Raw genomic sequence first — 18,210 nt, forward strand, 5'->3', positions numbered from 1 at the left:
TATCTAAGAGGAGCAACACAATGAGTAATTTATTTGAACACAGTACCATCGAAGTTTTAATTGCCGCTAAATTAGACGGTACCATCACTTTGACCGAACTACTTAAGCACGGTAGTTATGGTTTAGGAACTTTCACCGGTTTAGATGGTGAAGTTATTATTCTTGATAACGATGTTTACCAAGTTGACCAAACGGGGACTGTTAATCACATTACTGATATGAACACTACATTACCATTTGCTTCTGTGCACACCCCATCTGAGAATGAACAACCATTGACGTTAGCCAAGGCTGATTTTGCCCTCTTAAACCAAACTTTTGCCGCTGACAAAAACTTGAAAAACGTTTTTGCAACGATTAAGCTTCACGGTCACTTTAATGCTGTTAAGGTTCGTGTTGCCCCTAAACAAGAAAAACCTTACCCAAGCTTGTTGGCCGTTACTAAAAACCAACCAATCTTTGACACAGAAGATGTCACGGGAACAATTGTTGGATACTATGCCCCAGAATTATTTGGTAACATTACCGCCGCTGGTTGGCACTTACACTTCTTAAGCGATGATCACCAATTTGGGGGCCACCTCTTAAGCTTTGTTGGTTCTGATCTTGACGGAACCTTTGAAATCTTTGATGGAATTGAACAACACTTCCCAATCAATGATCCGGAATTCCGTAATCACGAAAATGATTTAGCAACGCTTAAAGCTGCTATCGAAGAATCAGAAGGTTTCCAAGATTAATTGCTACCAATTAAAAAATCCTTGCTTAACAGCAAGGATTTTTTTGTACCTTTGATTTTATTAACCCTAGGATCGTTACCTTATCAAGGACGGTTACTTTTTATCTTTCTAAATTCTTATAAAATCATTAATTTAATTTAAAAAAATACTTAACATTTTCTTTGTAAACGCTTACAATTAAAGTATTACAAGAAAGGAAAATGTACACTATGGACAACATTACTAAGTTTCTTGAAAAGTATTTAACCCCGATTGGCTCAAAATTAGCAGCCAATCGTGCGTTAAATGCCATTCGTGACGGGATTGCACTTTCAATGCCGCTCATCATTGTCGGTTCATTGGCGTTGTTAATCGCGAATGGATTTGCCATTGATAGTTTTAAAAATTGGCTAATTGCAACCGGGATTTTTAACTGGTTAGTTAAAGTCAACAACGCTTCCTTTGGTTTAATGGGGATTGTTTCCGTTTTTGGGATTGCCTATCGCTATGCCCAATCACTTAAAATTGATCCCGTTTCAAATGGGATTTTGGCTCTAGCCAGCTATATCCTATTAACGCCAAGTATTGTAACAAAAGATATGGTTGAAGGAATCGGTTACAACTATTTAGGTGCTTCCGGTTTATTTGCTGCCATCTTAGTTAGTTTATTAACCACTAAAATTTTTGGCTGGTTTGTTAAACACCACGTTCAAATAAAGATGCCCGATGGGGTCCCACCAGCTGTGGCTAGTTCGTTTGCCGCTTTGATTCCTGGTTTTGTCATTATTATCTTCTGGGGCCTCGTATACGCCGGCCTAGCTGCCACCCCATTCCATGACATTCACCAAATTCTACAAGTTATTTTAGGTAAACCATTATCAGCCTTTGGGGGCTCATTAATTGGCGCGATTATCGTTGCGATGTTAACTTCACTCTTCTGGTTTATTGGGATTCATGGTGGTAACTTAACTGGGGCCATTATGTCACCAATCTGGCTTGGTTTAATGGCAGATAATGCCAAAGTGTACGCCAAAAATGCCAATGCCGTGATGCCACACATTGTTACGCAACCATTTATGGATTTATTTGTATATATTGGTGGTGGTGGTGCCACAATTGGATTAGTAATTTCATTTTGGTTAGTTGCTAAGAGTACCCAATTTAAGACTTTACGGGGCTTAATTACTGCGCCTGGAATTTTTAATATTAATGAACCCACCATGTTTGGGATTCCGGTCGTCTTAAATGTTAAGTTATTAATTCCATTCTTAATTGTACCTGCTTTAAACGCCATCATTGCCTATGTTGCAATGAGCACTGGAATTGTCCATGCCACCGTTGGGATTGTTATTCCTTGGACGATGCCACCAATTATTTCTGGCTTCTTAGCGACCGGTTCACATATTTCTGGCGCCGTTTTACAAATTATCTTACTTATTTTGGATACGTTATTATACCTTCCATTTGTTAAAATTATTGATTTAGATCAACAAAAGAAAGAGGTTGAAAATGCCTAAACTTGGAGTTTCAATTTATCCCTCAAAATCAACTTTCGCTGACATGCAAGCTTATCTTGATAAGGCTGCTGCCTTAGGTTATCGGCGTATTTTCACTTCAATGCTGGAAGTACGTGATTCAATTGAAGCAACCGTTGCTGACTTTAAGGCTATCATTCAATATGGTAACACCTTAGGCTTTGAAACAAGTATTGATGTTAATCCAGCCGTCCTACATGAAATCGGCATTGAAGCCAATGATCTCGCCTTTTTCGCTGATTTAGGGGTCGCGGCGGTCCGTTTGGATGAAGGTTTTACAGGTCATGAAGAAGCTTTAATGACCCAAAATCCCTATAATATCAAGATTGAAATTAATATTTCACGTGGCCAACACTATATCGATATGATTATGGATTTTGGGGCTAACCGCCATAATTTGACCGGTTGTCATAACTTTTATCCCCAACCATATTCCGGTTTAGGCGATGATTACTTATTAGCAACTTCTGCACAGTATAAAAAATATCAATTAACTACGGCGGCTTTTGTTGATACAACGTCTGGTTCAGTTGGTCCTTGGCCCTTTGCCGCTTTAATGGTGACCGCTGAACGCGAACGCACCATGGATTTGGCCACGCAAATTCGGTTCTTAAAAGCTACTAATTTAATTGATGACATCATCATCAGTAGCTCCTTAGTGAGTGAGGCTGATTTAGCCTTAGCAAGTAGCGTCTTTAAAGAACCAACGTTGGCATTGCCGGTTATTGTAGCCGATAAGCTTAGTGATGTTGAAGCAACGATTGCCTTTGAAGAATTGCATCAATACCGCGGGGATTTCTCTGATTACATGATTCGTTCAAGCCAACCACGAGTTAAATACCGCCAAACATCAATTCCGGCTACCACCGCACCTACTACCTTTAAACGCGGGGATATCATCATTGGTAATGATAATTTCGGCCAATACAAAGGTGAACTACAAGTTGTCTTACAACCGTTTCCCAATGATACTCACTATAATTTAGTTGGTCATATTGATCCAAGTGCGGAAGTTTTATTGAAATTCCTCCATCCTTGGCACAATTTCAAATTACAGCGCCAAAATTAGTTATTTAACTAACAAAAAGCCCTCTGACAAATGTCAGGGGGCTTTTTAATTGATATTTATTGGCCAGATGCTTGGATTTGTGAATAACTTGGAATATTGGCTGCTGCGGGACCTGGCGTGCTACTTGAGAAGCGCGTTCCAGTATTAGCAGGACTTAAATCAAGTGATTTACGTAATGTATCAGTGGCAGTTTGTTGCGCACTTGGTGATACTACTTGGAATGATTGTCCACGGTACAAGTATTGAATTCCTTGGATATTTGTTGAAGTAATGTCATCTTTAGCTGATCGGTAGTTGGCGACTAACGTCATGATGTCATTAAATGATAAATTAGTCCGAATGTTACTTGAGATAGAATCAAAGAATCCTGGTGTAAATAAACTTTGCACCTTATCAGATTTTTTCAATAAAGCGGTTAAAATCAAACGTTGACGCATTTGACGACCATAGTCTCCTTGCGGATCTTGATCACGCATCCGTGAGAATTGGAGTGCTTTGTTACCGTATAAGTGGTACTTTTGACCCTTGATAAAAGTGTAACCAGCAAAGTTAAATGAAAGTGGTGATACAACGTCCACCCCACCAACTTTATCAACCGTTTTAATCAAACCACCCATGTTAACCACAGCATAAAAGTCAATCGGCACATTCAATAAATCTTGCACAGCTGAAATAGCACTTTCAGGGTGGGCTTTACCATCCAATGGAAATTCATAAGCGGCATTTAACTTTTGAAGGCCATATGCTTCACTACCAGGAATTGAAATCATCCAGTCCCGTGGTAATGACATCATTGTTGTCGTTTTGTCTTTAGGGTTAACCGTTGCTAGAATTAATGAATCGGTCCGACCGGTATATGACCGACCAAAATCACCAGTATCCGTTCCCATTAATAAAATTGAGAATGGGCGTCCTTGCTTCAAGACGTCTGAAACGTCCCGCGCAGGTTTAAAGCCTTTGGCAAGTGGATTATAGGTCTGATCAAGTGCATTCCGTGCATTCCGGTAAGTGTTATACGCAAAGACACCACCACCGAGTAATAACAAGACAATAACTGTAATAATAACCTTTAAGGCTGTATGCTTTTTCTTTGGCTTTTTAGGTGTATTATTATTTTGACTATTATGATTCCGTGTCCGACTTGGAATTTGGTTATCATTAGTTTGGTTTTCCATTACTAATTCCTATTCTTTCTATACTTTAGGAGATAAGTTGGCGAGTATCTATCAACGGCGCCATCTTTTATTATAAATAATTTATTATTTAATGATATTATTTTTAGGCTAATTTGACTACAAATAATTGTAATTATACTCAAGTATATATTCTATTGCATAGCTATTTTTAAAGTCAACTAACACCACATATTTTTAAACAATTAAACAATTGGTTATTGAATGTACAGTATTTGTTCAATAAAAAATTGTTATCCTTTTAAGAATACTAGTTATTTACGAGTGCATTTGCTATAATTTATTGAAAATTGTTACAAAAGGAGAATAGCTTTGGAACATGTTCAACAACTATTAAATCAATATGGTTTAGTTTTAACTGATTTTGCCCCTAACAACGAAATGTTAGCGTTAATGCCATCAACGTTGCGGTCTTCAATTTCATTTGCCAATGTGACCATTAACCGCGAAGAAGTTGTTTTAATTGATACTTCAGCTGAATTGAATGAAGATCACTTAATCCAGTTAATTCAATTACTTAAAAATGTCCCTTTACCAATTATTTTTTTAGCGGATTCCTTTTCAATCGACACCCAAATGTTATTGACGAAAAATCAGTTTGGGTTTATCAGCCAAATGGGCTTCTACTTACCATCCCTTAAGCCAATTAAGATTACCAAACCAACGATGCAACTAATTTCGTTATCAAAAAATCAACAAATTATTATTTTAGCTCTTATTTACTGGAAATTACTCCATGATGACGATAGTAACACCTTCCACATTAAAGTACGCCAATTAGCAGATTATCTTAATATTACGGCTATGACCATTTCACGGGCCTTACGGACATTTGTTGATGCGGGTTGGTTGGCGACGAGTGGTTATACCCGGAATCATAGTTTTGCCATTCCAGCTGGTTATGACTTAAACTCGTGGATGAACGAGATTCTACGCTTACTCCCTAGTCCGGTCCAAAAAACGCTCTACATACCAGTTAGTCAACTTGATAGCATTGATAATAAAAAATTAGCTAGCTTAACGGCCCTTAGCAAATTTACAATGATTGCTCCAACCGCTTTAGTTAGTTGGGCCATTCCAAGTAACCAATTAACTGATACGTTAAAACAAGCTAATATGCCAGAATTTAATGCACGGCTAACACCTAAAAACAATGCTGCCCTTGAGATTTGGAAATACGATTCCCAAGTCTTCAATCAATTACTACCTAAGAACTACCAACTCGCAGTTGACCCCGTATCGCTCTTTTTAAGTTTACGGAATAGTCATACTAAGGAAGTTAACGAACAACTTAACACCTTACTTGCGAACCTCGTTAATAGCCATTAATCATTATTTATTAGCCGACTTAGGCACCTATTTTTCATAACTCCTAACCTGAAGAACTTTCTTCAGGTTTTTTTATTATCCCCATCGACTAGGATTCCAAATTCGGCCATCAAGTTCACCACTACTTTGGTCTAAGCGTTTAAGTTGTTCATTTGCTAAATCAAGTAACCCTTGATAAAAAGCACGTTCTTCTAATTTAGTACTAGTATCTAATAGGCTTTGAATCGTCGTCAGTAACCATGCTTGTTCTTCCATTACTCCTCCTCATCCCGAATTAAATCTACTGTCCACCGTAATTCAGCTAATTCATCGTAATTATCTTCAATTTGCTCGCTAATCGTTGTTAACTGCGCTAATTTAAGCGGATCTTGTGTCGTATTAATACGATTGCGTAACTGATTAAGGAACCATTGTTGTTGGCCGGCGAAACTTGTATCATTTAAGGTTAAAAATTGTTGGTAATCAATAACTAATGCTAACCGTTGTTCATCAGTCATGTATTCAAATTGACTAATTACTAACGGTTTCAAATATTGCCAATTTAATTTATTGGCCATTGCTTGCAGTGGTTTTAGTAATTCACTAATTGTATAGTGTTCACGGCCTCCTGCTTGATATTCGTCAAGGGGTTCACCCAATGAAACGACCACGCCAAATTCTTTACCAGCCAAAATGGCATTCGTACCATAAGCAAAGCCCTTCGTAAGGACCGCATCTTGCCACTGGCGCAAATTTACTGGTACACTATACCAGTATAGGGGAAATTGGAAAATTATCCGTTGATGCTCGCGGAGTAGTTGTTGTTCATGCGCCACATCAATTGCTTGATCATTGGCTAATAAATGCCAAGTTACTTCACCTGCTTGGGGTACTTGGTGCAATAAAAATTGTTGGGTCCCAGATTGTTTATAATCGTCATGGGCCACGATAATTAAAGTTTTCATATACTAACTCCCTTCATAAATTATAGCGTTATTTTAAGCTTGGCCGCAGTGAAAGGTTGGTAAATATTCAATGGCCCAAAAAAACCATACTAATAAAATATTCAAATACCTAAGCTACGTCATGTTAATTGTTTTAGCCGGATTAGGCTTATATTTGTGGTATATCGGGGCCTTTACCGATATTAAAATTTTGCGGGCAATTGTGGGCGTCGATACTCATCCGCTCTTAGCACCCGTTATCTTCTTTGCGTTACAAATTTTCCAGATTTTAATCCCAATTATTCCGGGGACAATTACTTTGACCGCTGGCGTGGTTTTGTTTGGCCCTTGGCTTGGGTTTATTTATAATTATAGTTCAATTGTCCTTGGCTCAACCTTGGCTTTCTTGTTAGTGCGCCGTTTTGGTAAAAGTTTTGTGGAAAACTATATCGATGAAGGTCAACATACTAAGTATTTAAAATGGATTGAAGACAAACAAAAATTCACCCGAATTTTTGCCATCGCAATCCTCTTACCGGGAGCGCCTGATGATTTGTTATCAATGTTAGCAGGCCTATCAGCGATGCGCTTACGCACATTTATTATCATTATGCTAATTGCCAAACCGCTTTCAATTGCCGCCTATTCTGGGGCATTCTCTTTTTTAACACAGTTCTTTAAATAAATTTCTAAAGAAAATCCGTACGATACAGCTATGCTATCGTACGGATTTTTTAACTACTTACTTTCTTTAGCGAGCGTTGTCGTATTCAATGTCAATTTAACATTGGCAGTCATTAATTTACTACCACGGTAGAACTTAAATTCAACCGTATCACCAACTTTATGACTAAAGAGAATATCGCGTAAATCAGATTGAGTTTTAACATCTTTACCATCGATATTTACGATGACATCATATTTTTTAATACCGGCAGTCTTTGCTGGGCTTTCGCTCAAGGTATTAATAATTACCACCCCATTTTGGACGGAACTTGGTAATTTTAAAATATTCTTTTGATCATTAGGATCAATATTAGTCAAATCCGTTAACGTTACCCCTAGGGCTGGCCGTTCAATTGAACCATGGGCAATTAACTGATTAATAATGTTAACCACTTCATTTGAAGGAATTGAAAAGCCAATTCCCTCAATACTTGTCCCGTTGGCATCACTTGCTAACTTCATTGAATTAATCCCAATGACTTGGCCTGCTAAATTAATTAATGGTCCACCTGAATTCCCCGGATTAATCGCCGCATCAGTTTGAATAACGTTAGCGGTTCCTAATTGTTGGCCTTGCTCATTAATCACCGCCACCGCCCGCTTCTTAGCGGACACAATTCCTTCAGTTAAACTGGTAGCGTATTGCGTTCCCAATGGTGAACCGATAGCTAAGGCTGTTTGACCAACATTAATATCGTCGGAATTACCAAATTTAGCAATCGTCTTAACTTGAGCAGCACTAACCTTAATTACTGCTAAATCGGTTGTTGGATCAGTGCCGACAATCTTGGCATCTAATTTCGTACCATCACTTAAAATCACTTGTAAGGCATTTGATCCTTGCACAACGTGATTATTCGTCACAATGTATGCAACCCCATCAGCTTCTTTAAAAACGACGCCTGAACCTTCAGAAGCCGTTTGAAGTGTCCCGCCTTTTTTACTACCTTGGTCAGGCCCAAAAATCGCATCTAAACTATTACCTTTAGTACTTTGCCGTTGCAAGTTAATTACTGATACCACCGCCCCAGAAATTTTGTTAAAGGCGTTAGTTGCACTATTTTCTTCAGCGGTCGTCTTTTGAACTTTAACGCCACCAGCATTTTTACTTGATGAATTTAACGCTTGGTTATCTTGGTTATTTTGCCAAGCTTGGTAGACATTGTTACCACCAATCACTACCCCACCACCTAACATTCCGGCGATTAGGCTAGTGATCACAATTTTAGTTGAGCTGTTTTTAATCCCGCCTGGACGGCGCTCAGGTTGTTTTTGATTATCCATATCTCTTGCCTCCAAGAAATTTTATCGTTAATTACGCCCTTTATCATAAAGTCATAAAATTAAATCAAGGTTAAACGACTTTAAGCGTTTACGCAATTAAATTGCTCGTAACGGGCTTGCTTGTTCTGGGTCTGTGTCATACAACTTAAAATCGTGATTAACGCCAATATCACGAGCCTGCATCATTTGTTCAACTGTTAAATGGGCGAGCACTTTTTGGTTATTTTCTTTGCTAAGATGTCCTAAGTAGATTTGCTTCGTCCGTTGACCTAACAAATCAATCGCTGCTAGGGCACCGTCTTCATTTGATAAGTGCCCTTTATCACCCAAGATTCGTTGCTTAAGCGACCATGCATAACTACCCATTTCCAACATTTTGATATCATGATTAGTTTCAATCAAATATCCATCGGCATTTGCTAGCGTCCCGTGCAACCGGTCTGAAAGATAGCCGGTATCAGTAACGATGGCAAAACTTTTACCAGCATAATGGAATTGGTAAAATTGCGGGTTGATAGCATCATGTGAAACCGCAAAACTTTCAATATCTAAATCACCAAGGGTCATGACTTTCCCTGGTTCAAAAGCCATTTGTTGTTCTAAGGCCACTTTACCAATCTTGGTCCCCATCGCTTGCCAAGTATCATTATTAGCATAGACTGGCATACCATATTTACGGGCTAAAATACCAACCCCTTTGATGTGATCAACGTGTTCATGTGTCACAAAGAGCGCGTCAACATCAGTCAATGAACGCCCAATCGAGGCCATTAATTCGGTTATTTTTTTACCAGATAACCCAGCATCAACTAAGACTTTTTGCTCGGGGGTTTCAATATACGTTACATTACCTGAACTCCCGCTAGCAAGCACACTAACTTTAAGGGTATCGGTATTAAAAATATCTGTCACTTAAACACTTCCTTCTCTTGTAGCTCATTTACGATATTCACCTTTTGCGGTGTATCTTTAATAATTGTCCCCGTAAAGGCATTAATTCGTTTAACGTGGACTTCTTCATTATTGTTCGTCCGTAACCCCACGAACCACGTTGGTACGTAAACTGTCGTATTATTAACATCTAACAATTTAGTATAAGCCAACTTAGTCCATAAAATAGTCGTATTATTTGGAATTTGATTATATTGATACAACCACGTTAATGCTTTTTCTTCACTAATCGTTGGCGTCTTTTCGCGTAAAATCTTTGGTTGACTGATATATGTTTGGGTATAACCACTTACATAGCCATCATCGATATTAAAGTGCAATTCACCACTACTATCATACACCTTACCTGCCGGGACAACTTGGACATAAACTACTTGGTGGCGTGTCATCCGACTTAATTCTTCACTATAGACATACTCATTACCATTAATAACATTTTGCGGGAGGCGGATAAAATGATCCAAAGTTCGTTGTGGGTGATCAAAATTTAACTTAAAGCGTTTTTTATCACTCAATTGGACATTTAGCATCCGCGTATCGCTATTATACGTGGTCGATACCCCTCGTAAAGCTGTCGTATGGGCCACAAATTCAGGCCCATCTTGCCCAGCAATATAAAAACCTTCGCCAACCTTATCAGAGGGCCGTTTAAAACTAATATCGTCACCTTGCATTTCTTTAAGCACCGATGTCGAACCAACCGTATCGACTGTATCAAATTGAATTCCTTGATACCATTGCAAACCTAAGAAAACATCAATTGCCACAAAAATAAGTAAGAAAATCCACTGAATTCGTTTAAAGTCCATGTTTCATCCCTACCTTTCTAGCCTTCTTTTTGCAACCATTGATCTAATCGTTGCCACTTGTTATTAATTTCCAAGTACCAAACGGGCCGTAAATTAACAACCATATCTGATGATGGATCGGTTTGCCATTCATAGCCAATCTGCATGTCTTCAACGCGATCAATACCAATGCCAACCGTTGCTAATTGTTGAATTACGGTTGGTGTTGCTTCAAGTTTGATTCCTGGTTGGTTATTAGGCAATGGCACTTGCAAGGCATATTGTGAAAAAGTTGCGTGTTCGGTGCCTGGATTTTCATAACTTAACTTAACGGTCCCATAACGTGTTTGATTAAAAATTGGAAAACCTTCGACATATGTGCGGTAAACAAAACTATTTTCAGCATCATTAGTTTCAAAGTAGCGCGTATTATCAAGCGGAACACCAATTGACAACAAATCATTAAATCCTTGGCGTAACGTGTTATTTAAATTGGCACTAGTCTTTGTCCCATTAAAACTCTGATAATCAACCGCTCCAGTCTTATTATCAAAGACCACGCGGCGATTATTACCTTCTTCGTACGTCGTTGTTTCCAATGTCTTACGCGTTTTAAAATCACCATTAGTACCGTTATTAAATAACGCCGTCAAAAATAAGTGTTGGCTCTGTTTGTTTTGCAAATATGAATATTGTTTTAAACTAACCGCCTCCGGATACGTTAGTAAAACATGTTGATGATACAACTGTTCCACCACCGGAATCACAGTTTTAACACTTTTGATTATATGCATAATCTGGGTGCGGCTGCTTTCGCTAACACTAATTTCATAAATAGCAAAATTATCATCATTTAGTAGATAAATTTTATCGAGTTGGCTACCAAGTGGAATCACAATTCGATTAAATTGCACGTTACTATCAATCGTTAGGTGTTGCGTAAAAATATCATTGATCATCCCACCCGCGATACTATCGGGATAGTTTAAAATCAAGGTATCTTTTTGGTTAAGGGTTTCAGCATACAGTTTGGCCGTCACCTTTTTAAGCGGCTTTAACTTATTAAAGTGCCAATTTTTAACATCCTTAACGACTTCATTAATGACATTAATTTTTTGATCAAACAGTAATTTTTGATTTTGTTTACTATCAGTATGAATAATTTGCGTCGGCGAATAAATATCTGTCAATGCTCGAGCTGACAGTTCCGTTGGCCCCGCTGAGGTTGTATTTTGATTGGCGTTTTTATTAAAGTGGGCCGGATTAGTCCAAATTAACCAGGTAAAAGTCAGGCTTATGCTAATTACTAGCACTAATGATATTGGTAAAATATATTGGCTAAAAATCCCAAATTTTTTAACAAATCGTGAATTCCTATTCCGCATCCCAATCGTCTCCTTCATCATATTTTTCAAAAGGTAATGAAATATAGAAGGTTGAACCTTTACCTTCAACACTATCGACCCAAATACGACCACCTAAGAGGGTGACAACTTCTTTTGAAATTGCCAAACCAAGGCCAGTCCCACCTTGTTTGCGAGAACGGGCCTTATCAACACGGAAGAACCGATCAAAAATACGGGCAATATCTTTACGGGGAATTCCTAATCCTTGGTCAGTCACACTTAAAATTGCGTAGTTATTCGTTTGTAGTAATCGAACCGTAATTTCACTACCATCAGGCGAGTACTTAATCGCATTGTTCATCAAGTTATCAACCACTTGGGTAAATTTATCAGTATCTAATTCGACCCAAATATCTTTTTCGGTAAATTCACGGACAATACTATATTGTTTTTCCGGTTGATCATCTTTTTGAATAATCATATCAAAACGGTTCAAGATGTAATTCAATAACTCGTTTAAGTTAACATATTCTAACTCTAACTTAGTCGTTCCTGAATCCATGCGTGACAACGCGAGTAAGTCATTAATCATCCGAATCATCCGTTGCGTTTCATCTTGGGTAACTTTCAAGAAACTTGGCGCCACTTCGGGATCTTGCCACGCACCATCAACTAAGGCATCAATATATGAACGTACTGATGTTAGTGGTGTCCGCAATTCATGTGAAACATTTGAAACAAAGACCCGCCGTTCACGGTCAATTTTTTCTTGTTCGGTAACGTCGTGTAAGACAATTACTAAACCAGAAATAAACCCAGACGCCCGTTGAATCAAACTAATGTAGGCGTGCAAAATAAGTTCATGTTCCGCACCTGACAAATCAAGGACCAATTCTTCTTGGGTTTCGAGTAATTGCCGTAATGAATACTCACCGCGAATACTTAAAATATCCAAAATTGAGTTACCAACCGCGGCTTCAAGGCTTTCAATTCCTAATAAATTCAAAGCCCCTTCATTAATAATTGTCACAATTCCGCGCCGATCAGTGGCAATAACCCCATCACTCATATGCGCCAAGACCGAATCCAAACGACGACGTTCCGATTCAGACGCCGCCGTTGATTCTTCGACCCGCTCAGAAAGCACATTTACTGCCTGGGCTAACTGCCCTAACTCATCATTTCCGTAAATCTTAACTTGCCCACTATAATCACCATCCGCGATTAACCGTGTTTGTTGGTTAATTTCTTCAATGGGGCGGGTAATTGCACGCGATATCACAATTGACATGATAATTCCTAAAATAATCGCCACCACAGAGGCATACAAATAAATTTTAGTAATACTATTAATACTTTGGTAAACCGATTCCATGTTCGCTCGAACAACCGCCACACCGACAACCGCACTTCGACCATCTTGAACGGTCGTAATCGGGGTTGTCACAATCTCATAACGTTGGCCATTGTCAGCTTCGACGATATCTTTTTCATATCGCTGTTGCGACAAGGCATTTTTAACATTATTATCCGTCGTCTTTTGCCCAACAATTTGTTGATTATTCACGTCAGTCGTGCCGCGAATCGTTCCTTTGGCGTCGATTACCCGGACTTCAGAAATATTTTGATTATTAATATCCGTTAGGACCGCATGAATTTGACTATCCGCATTCGCTTGATTATTCAGAATCAATTTCTGCCCCAGGGCGGGCACAATATAGGTTGGCAAAGCGATTTGACTACTAAAATTTTTGCGATTTTGTTGTTCCAATTGATGCACAAAAAAAGCACCCACAAATTCCAATGTCACTAAGAGCATCAAAGCAAACACGAGTGCGATTTTAAAATGAATAGATTGGAATAATTTCAAGAAACGTTGCACAATTGCTCCTCCACAAGTTATTCAGCACGCGATTACTGTAAATAACTGGGTTTTCTATTTAGTCTTCTTTATCATTGTTGCGCAAGAAGTAACCAACTCCCCGACGGGTAACTAACCATACTGGGTGACTTGGATTATCTTCAATTTTTTCACGTAGCCGGCGAACTGTCACATCAACTGTGCGGACGTCACCAAAATAGTCATAACCCCACACTGTTTGTAACAAGTGTTCCCGCGTCATAACTTGGCCAATATGTTGGGCTAAGTAATGCAATAACTCAAATTCACGGTGCGTTAATTCAATATCTTCGCCCCGTTTAGATACAATATATGCTTCTGGGTGAATTACTAAATCACCAATGACAATATCTGAGCTGCTAGCTTCTTCTTCTTCAACAACAGCTGGTACGGTTGCTTGGCGTCGTAAATTAGCTTTGACTCGCGCCACTAATTCACTATTTGAAAATGGCTTGGTAACGTAATCATCCGCCCCCATTTCAAGGCCCACAACTTTATCAATTTCAGAATCTTTAGCTGAAACCATAATCACTGGTACGGTTGATTTCGCACGAATTTGGCGTAAAACTTCTTTTCCTTCTAATTCGGGTAGCATTTGATCTAACAACACTAAATCTGGTTTTTCTTCATCAAAGATTGCTAAGGCTTCTAAACCATCATAGGCGGTAACCACATCAAAATTTTCCTTGGTTAACGTAAATTTTATAATATCGGAAATTGGGCGTTCATCATCTACAACTAGTATCTTACTCATCACAAATAGTCCTTCCACTGTTATGGGGTGTTTGTCACAGTTTTATTAAAATATTACAAACGATTGCTCCCCATGAGTCTATAATAAGCTTAATTATAACATATAACATCAAATGCAAGTATTTTGATAATAGATGTCATGATTATGCAATCAGTTTAAAATATTCGTTTCATAAAAACATTTTGGACAAATAACTAAATTTTACTTGCATCGGCTTTAATATCGTGATATTATATCTTTTGTTGTTACGAACGACATTTAATATTTTGGACAGCTAGCTCAGCTGGCAGAGCAACGGACTCTTAATCCGTGGGTCCAGGGTTCGATCCCCTGGCTGTCCATTTCAACCTTTGTGGTTGTTTAACTTAATATTTTGGACAGCTAGCTCAGCTGGCAGAGCAACGGACTCTTAATCCGTGGGTCCAGGGTTCGATCCCCTGGCTGTCCATTTCAACCTTTGTGGTTGCTTAACTTAATATTTTGGACAGCTAGCTCAGCTGGCAGAGCAACGGACTCTTAATCCGTGGGTCCAGGGTTCGATCCCCTGGCTGTCCATAAGTCAAATAAAGCTTGCATGTTGTTACTAAAGTAACCGTGACTTTATTTCAAAAAAACCATCTGAATTATCAGATGGTTTTTTTGTGCCCGATTAACCTTTAAAACATTTTTCCCATTCCGCCGCTTTAAACCCGACTAAGATTTGGCCACCATCATTAATAACTAGTGGCCGTTTAACGAGCATGCCATCAGTGGCCAATAAGTCAAGTTGCTCCGTTTCCGTCATCATAGATAATTTATCTTTAAGCCCAAGGTCGCGATAAACTAAACCACTCGTATTAAAGAACCGTTTTAATGGTAACCCACTTTGGTGGTACCAAGTTGCTAATTCCGCACTCGTTGGGTTTTGGGTTTTAATATCGCGTTCTTGATAATCAATTCCGTTAGTAGCTAACCACTGCCGGGCTTTAGCACACGTACTGCATTTTGAATAACAAATAAATAACATTTTTACCCTCCTTAAAATCGTACATCTATTATACCAAATTAAAAAAGCTAGCTGAAAATTCAGCTAGCTTTTTTAATTTAATTAGTTGTATAAAGCATCAACTTGCTTTTGAACTTCGTCGTGACCAACAAATTCGTCATAAGTTGTTTCAGCTCGTTCAACCAAACCTTTGTCACTGATTTCAATAATGTGATCAGCAATCGTTTGAATAAATTCACGGTCATGGGATGTGAAGATAATTGAACCCTTGTAATCAATCATTCCTTCATTCAATGAAGTAATTGATTCCAAGTCAAGGTGGTTAGTAGGATCATCCATCAAAAGAACGTTGGTTTTAAGCAACATTAATTTTGATAACATCACCCGCACTTTTTCACCCCCTGAAAGGACGTTGATTTCTTTAGTAACATCATCCCCAGAGAATAACATCCGACCAAGCATTCCACGTAAGAAGGTGTTATCACTTTCTTCCTTAGAAGCAAATTGACGTAACCAGTCAATAATAACTGCTTTAGGGTCATCAAAGTTATCATTAATATCTTTTGACATGTATGAACGTTGTGTCGTCACACCCCAAGTTACAGTTCCTGTATCTGGTTCTAATTCACCAGCAAGGATTTGCATCAATGTAGTTGTGGCAACATCTGAACGACTAAGTAAGGCCACTTTTTCACCTGGCTTAGCAACAAATGTGATGTTATCAAGAATTTTAACTCCATCAATTGTTTTTGAAACGTTATCAACCCGGAGTAAGTCATTTCCGACTTCACGGATCATTTCAAACTTAATCCATGGGTATTTACGCGTTGATGGTTGAATATCATCAAGCGTAATCTTTTCCAATTGCTTTTGACGTGAAGTCGCTTGCTTGGCCTTTGAGGCGTTGGCACTAAAACGGGCCACGAATTCTTGCAATTCTTTGATTTTTTCTTCTTTTTTCGCATTGGCGTTTGATTGTAAACGCGCAGCTAATTCACTTGATTGCTTCCAGAAGTCATAGTTACCAACGAATAACTTGATCTTACCAAAGTCAACGTCAAGCATCATTGTGGCAACAGCATTCAAGAAGTGACGGTCATGGGAAACCACAATCACGATATTTGGATAGTCCGCTAAGAAGTTTTCTAACCAAGTAACTGTGTGGGTGTCCAACCCATTAGTTGGTTCGTCCAAAACCAAGATATCAGGTGAACCAAATAAAGCTTGGGCCAATAAGACCTTAACTTTTTCTGATTCCGTCAATTCAGCCATCTTCTTGTAGTGCATTGATTCAGGAATCCCAATTTGTTGTAAGAGTTGTGAGGCTTCAGATTCTGATTCCCAACCACCCATTTCAGCAAATTCAGCTTCTAATTCTCCGGCACGAATACCATCGGCATCAGTGAAGTCTTCCTTCATGTAAATGGCATCTTTTTCTTTCATCACGTCATACAAGTGTTGGTGACCTTGAATAACAGTATCTAATACTTCGAATTCATCAAAGGCGAAGTGATCTTGGTTCAAACTACTCATCCGTTCGTTTGCACCCATTGATACGTTACCAGTTGTTGGTGATAACTTACCTTCTAAAACCTTTAAAAATGTTGATTTACCTGCCCCATTGGCACCAATCACACCATATGTGTTACCGGCAGTAAACTTAAGATTAACTTCATCATATAATTTGCGGCCAGAAAAACTGACACTAACGTTCGAAACAGTTAACAAATCTCATTCCTCCTATTTAAAGCTTGTCCTAAATATTATAGCAGTCAAAAGTCACTTTGTGGGAAATAATATTGCTTCTGCTAATTTTCTAAAGTACCCCGACTAAATACTCTAACGTTGTTTGCATTACAAATCCATGCTTCTGATAAATATATTGCGCGCGTAAGTTGTTTTTATCAACTGCTAAGCTCAACGTTTTAACCCCTTGGGCCGCAATTAACGCTAAAACTTGGGCCAAAGCTTGTTGCCCATACCCTTTACCTTGCTGGCTTTTTTTGATTACATACCCAAATAAATAGCCCGTAGCTGCCGTTGCGACTTCAATTGTTACTGAACCTACCACCTGTTTATTTAATTCAAAAACATACACCTGTAAGTTATCATTTGTAAAAGTTGCTGTTAAATCACGCGTCACTTCATGGACATCATCATCAAAGCCTTGGGCATGAATTTTAGCTAATGGCTTAACATCAGCTAACGTCACTAGTCGGACCGTTAGCGGCACCTCTTTAATTGCCGGCTCTTTTGGGTGCACCAACATTGGAGCGTGCCACTGCATTAGTGCTTCAGCCAGTGTTGGATCATGAGCTACCTTAAACTTAGTTACCAACGTTGGTAACTTCGCCAGTTGTTGGGCTTCTGTTTGAATAACAATTTCAACATATTCATACGTCTGACAAATTTGTTTGGCCTGCTGTAACAACTTAGTCGCAATGCCTTGGCGGCGATACATCGGATCAACGTACACCATTAAATTCGCATCAAAATCAGTCGCGGCATATATACTGACAAATCCCACTAATGTAGTCGCCTCATACGCTAATATAAATGCTGGCATTGCCGGATAAAAATTAAACGTATTGGCCAAGTACGGCATATCAAACAATTGATCCACTTTTTGACATTTGCTTATCAAAGCGTTAACTGTCTGATATTCTGTCACATTCAGGTTATTAGTTGTTTTAAATTCCATCATTCAC

Annotated in this window: 17 protein-coding genes and 3 tRNA genes; 8 read left to right on the plus strand and 12 right to left on the minus strand. The window is 38.7% G+C overall.

Going from position 1 to position 18,210, the window contains the following annotated elements; genetic code table 11:
* Positions 1–20 precede the first annotated feature (20 nt).
* The 3 genes from budA to LQZ76_RS05840 all read left to right on the plus strand — a co-directional run bounded on the left by budA (position 21) and on the right by LQZ76_RS05840 (position 3,323).
* On the plus strand, positions 21–740 hold the full coding sequence (gene budA, locus LQZ76_RS05830; protein WP_230098817.1) for an acetolactate decarboxylase: 720 nt from the start codon (positions 21–23) through the stop codon (positions 738–740).
* A gap of 209 nt (positions 741–949) precedes the next feature.
* On the plus strand, positions 950–2,236 hold the full coding sequence (locus LQZ76_RS05835; protein ID WP_230098818.1) for a PTS sugar transporter subunit IIC: 1,287 nt from the start codon (positions 950–952) through the stop codon (positions 2,234–2,236).
* On the plus strand, positions 2,229–3,323 hold the full coding sequence (locus LQZ76_RS05840) for a DUF871 domain-containing protein (protein ID WP_230098819.1): 1,095 nt from the start codon (positions 2,229–2,231) through the stop codon (positions 3,321–3,323). Before LQZ76_RS05835 ends, LQZ76_RS05840 begins: the two co-directional genes overlap by 8 nt.
* Positions 3,324–3,379: 56 nt before the next feature.
* Here the strand turns inward: LQZ76_RS05840 and LQZ76_RS05845 are convergent, their stop codons facing one another.
* Positions 3,380–4,498, minus strand: coding sequence for an LCP family glycopolymer transferase (locus LQZ76_RS05845; protein WP_230098820.1), 1,119 nt, complete (start codon positions 4,496–4,498; stop codon positions 3,380–3,382).
* 330 nt (positions 4,499–4,828) lie between these two features.
* Between LQZ76_RS05845 and LQZ76_RS05850 the strand changes: the two genes are divergently transcribed.
* Positions 4,829–5,845: a helix-turn-helix domain-containing protein gene (locus LQZ76_RS05850; protein WP_230098821.1), complete on the plus strand. Its 1,017-nt coding sequence runs from the start codon at positions 4,829–4,831 to the stop codon at positions 5,843–5,845.
* Between the two features lie 75 nt (positions 5,846–5,920).
* Here LQZ76_RS05850 and LQZ76_RS05855 read toward each other — a convergent pair whose 3' ends face one another.
* Both LQZ76_RS05855 and LQZ76_RS05860 read right to left on the minus strand, forming a co-directional pair.
* Entirely contained in the window at positions 5,921–6,100 is a 180-nt protein-coding gene (locus LQZ76_RS05855) for a hypothetical protein (protein ID WP_230098822.1), read from the minus strand.
* The gene (locus tag LQZ76_RS05860; RefSeq protein WP_230098823.1) at positions 6,100–6,789 is read right to left on the minus strand and encodes an NAD(P)H-dependent oxidoreductase; all 690 of its coding nucleotides are present in this window, start codon (positions 6,787–6,789) and stop codon (positions 6,100–6,102) included. The genes LQZ76_RS05855 and LQZ76_RS05860 overlap by 1 nt, the downstream gene beginning before the upstream one ends.
* A gap of 70 nt (positions 6,790–6,859) precedes the next feature.
* On the opposite strand from LQZ76_RS05860, the gene LQZ76_RS05865 reads away from it, so the two are divergent.
* Positions 6,860–7,453: a TVP38/TMEM64 family protein gene (locus LQZ76_RS05865; RefSeq protein WP_230098824.1), complete on the plus strand. Its 594-nt coding sequence runs from the start codon at positions 6,860–6,862 to the stop codon at positions 7,451–7,453.
* Between the two features lie 53 nt (positions 7,454–7,506).
* Here LQZ76_RS05865 and LQZ76_RS05870 read toward each other — a convergent pair whose 3' ends face one another.
* From LQZ76_RS05870 to yycF, 6 genes are all read right to left on the minus strand, one after another.
* Positions 7,507–8,778, minus strand: coding sequence for a S1C family serine protease (locus tag LQZ76_RS05870; RefSeq protein WP_230098825.1), 1,272 nt, complete (start codon positions 8,776–8,778; stop codon positions 7,507–7,509).
* Between the two features lie 96 nt (positions 8,779–8,874).
* On the minus strand, positions 8,875–9,690 hold the full coding sequence (locus tag LQZ76_RS05875; RefSeq protein ID WP_230098826.1) for an MBL fold metallo-hydrolase: 816 nt from the start codon (positions 9,688–9,690) through the stop codon (positions 8,875–8,877).
* On the minus strand, positions 9,687–10,538 hold the full coding sequence (locus LQZ76_RS05880; protein WP_230098827.1) for a two-component system regulatory protein YycI: 852 nt from the start codon (positions 10,536–10,538) through the stop codon (positions 9,687–9,689). Before LQZ76_RS05880 ends, LQZ76_RS05875 begins: the two co-directional genes overlap by 4 nt.
* 17 nt (positions 10,539–10,555) lie before the next feature.
* Positions 10,556–11,902: a YycH family regulatory protein gene (locus LQZ76_RS05885; protein WP_230098828.1), complete on the minus strand. Its 1,347-nt coding sequence runs from the start codon at positions 11,900–11,902 to the stop codon at positions 10,556–10,558.
* Positions 11,892–13,745 carry a cell wall metabolism sensor histidine kinase WalK gene (walK, locus tag LQZ76_RS05890; protein ID WP_230098829.1) on the minus strand — a complete coding sequence of 618 codons (1,854 nt, stop codon included), beginning with the start codon at positions 13,743–13,745 and terminating at the stop codon, positions 11,892–11,894. Before walK ends, LQZ76_RS05885 begins: the two co-directional genes overlap by 11 nt.
* A gap of 58 nt (positions 13,746–13,803) precedes the next feature.
* The gene (yycF, locus tag LQZ76_RS05895; protein ID WP_230098830.1) at positions 13,804–14,517 is read right to left on the minus strand and encodes a response regulator YycF; all 714 of its coding nucleotides are present in this window, start codon (positions 14,515–14,517) and stop codon (positions 13,804–13,806) included.
* Between the two features lie 268 nt (positions 14,518–14,785).
* Between yycF and LQZ76_RS05900 the strand changes: the two genes are divergently transcribed.
* From LQZ76_RS05900 to LQZ76_RS05910, 3 genes are all read left to right on the plus strand, one after another.
* Positions 14,786–14,858, plus strand: a tRNA-Lys gene (locus tag LQZ76_RS05900).
* Positions 14,859–14,892: 34 nt separating this feature from the next.
* A tRNA-Lys gene (locus LQZ76_RS05905) sits at positions 14,893–14,965 on the plus strand.
* A gap of 34 nt (positions 14,966–14,999) precedes the next feature.
* Positions 15,000–15,072 (plus strand) — tRNA-Lys (locus LQZ76_RS05910).
* A 94-nt stretch (positions 15,073–15,166) separates the two neighbouring features.
* Here LQZ76_RS05910 and LQZ76_RS05915 read toward each other — a convergent pair.
* The 3 genes from LQZ76_RS05915 to LQZ76_RS05925 all read right to left on the minus strand — a co-directional run bounded on the left by LQZ76_RS05915 (position 15,167) and on the right by LQZ76_RS05925 (position 18,206).
* Positions 15,167–15,523, minus strand: coding sequence for an arsenate reductase family protein (locus tag LQZ76_RS05915; protein WP_230098831.1), 357 nt, complete (start codon positions 15,521–15,523; stop codon positions 15,167–15,169).
* An 81-nt stretch (positions 15,524–15,604) separates the two neighbouring features.
* Positions 15,605–17,230 carry an ABC-F family ATP-binding cassette domain-containing protein gene (locus tag LQZ76_RS05920; RefSeq protein ID WP_230098832.1) on the minus strand — a complete coding sequence of 542 codons (1,626 nt, stop codon included), beginning with the start codon at positions 17,228–17,230 and terminating at the stop codon, positions 15,605–15,607.
* 88 nt (positions 17,231–17,318) lie between these two features.
* Positions 17,319–18,206, minus strand: coding sequence for a GNAT family N-acetyltransferase (locus tag LQZ76_RS05925; protein ID WP_230098833.1), 888 nt, complete (start codon positions 18,204–18,206; stop codon positions 17,319–17,321).
* Between the last annotated feature and the right edge of the window lie 4 nt (positions 18,207–18,210).

Source organism: Periweissella ghanensis (genome assembly GCF_918814755.1).
In the GTDB taxonomy this organism is placed as follows: Bacteria; Bacillota; Bacilli; order Lactobacillales; family Lactobacillaceae; genus Periweissella; species Periweissella ghanensis.

What these genes read in the sequence shown, in the direction of transcription:
- LQZ76_RS05880 (WP_230098827.1), bottom strand. Translation starts at nt 10,538, where the DNA reads ATGGACTTTAAACGAATTCAGTGGATTTTCTTACTTATTTTTGTGGCA.
- LQZ76_RS05915 (WP_230098831.1), bottom strand. Translation starts at nt 15,523, where the DNA reads ATGTTATTTATTTGTTATTCAAAATGCAGTACGTGTGCTAAAGCCCGG.
- LQZ76_RS05840 (WP_230098819.1), top strand. Translation starts at nt 2,229, where the DNA reads ATGCCTAAACTTGGAGTTTCAATTTATCCCTCAAAATCAACTTTCGCT.
- LQZ76_RS05925 (WP_230098833.1), bottom strand. Translation starts at nt 18,206, where the DNA reads ATGATGGAATTTAAAACAACTAATAACCTGAATGTGACAGAATATCAG.
- LQZ76_RS05855 (WP_230098822.1), bottom strand. Translation starts at nt 6,100, where the DNA reads ATGGAAGAACAAGCATGGTTACTGACGACGATTCAAAGCCTATTAGAT.
- LQZ76_RS05885 (WP_230098828.1), bottom strand. Translation starts at nt 11,902, where the DNA reads ATGCGGAATAGGAATTCACGATTTGTTAAAAAATTTGGGATTTTTAGC.
- LQZ76_RS05845 (WP_230098820.1), bottom strand. Translation starts at nt 4,498, where the DNA reads ATGGAAAACCAAACTAATGATAACCAAATTCCAAGTCGGACACGGAAT.
- LQZ76_RS05860 (WP_230098823.1), bottom strand. Translation starts at nt 6,789, where the DNA reads ATGAAAACTTTAATTATCGTGGCCCATGACGATTATAAACAATCTGGG.
- yycF (WP_230098830.1), bottom strand. Translation starts at nt 14,517, where the DNA reads ATGAGTAAGATACTAGTTGTAGATGATGAACGCCCAATTTCCGATATT.
- budA (WP_230098817.1), top strand. Translation starts at nt 21, where the DNA reads ATGAGTAATTTATTTGAACACAGTACCATCGAAGTTTTAATTGCCGCT.
- LQZ76_RS05835 (WP_230098818.1), top strand. Translation starts at nt 950, where the DNA reads ATGGACAACATTACTAAGTTTCTTGAAAAGTATTTAACCCCGATTGGC.
- LQZ76_RS05865 (WP_230098824.1), top strand. Translation starts at nt 6,860, where the DNA reads ATGGCCCAAAAAAACCATACTAATAAAATATTCAAATACCTAAGCTAC.
- LQZ76_RS05870 (WP_230098825.1), bottom strand. Translation starts at nt 8,778, where the DNA reads ATGGATAATCAAAAACAACCTGAGCGCCGTCCAGGCGGGATTAAAAAC.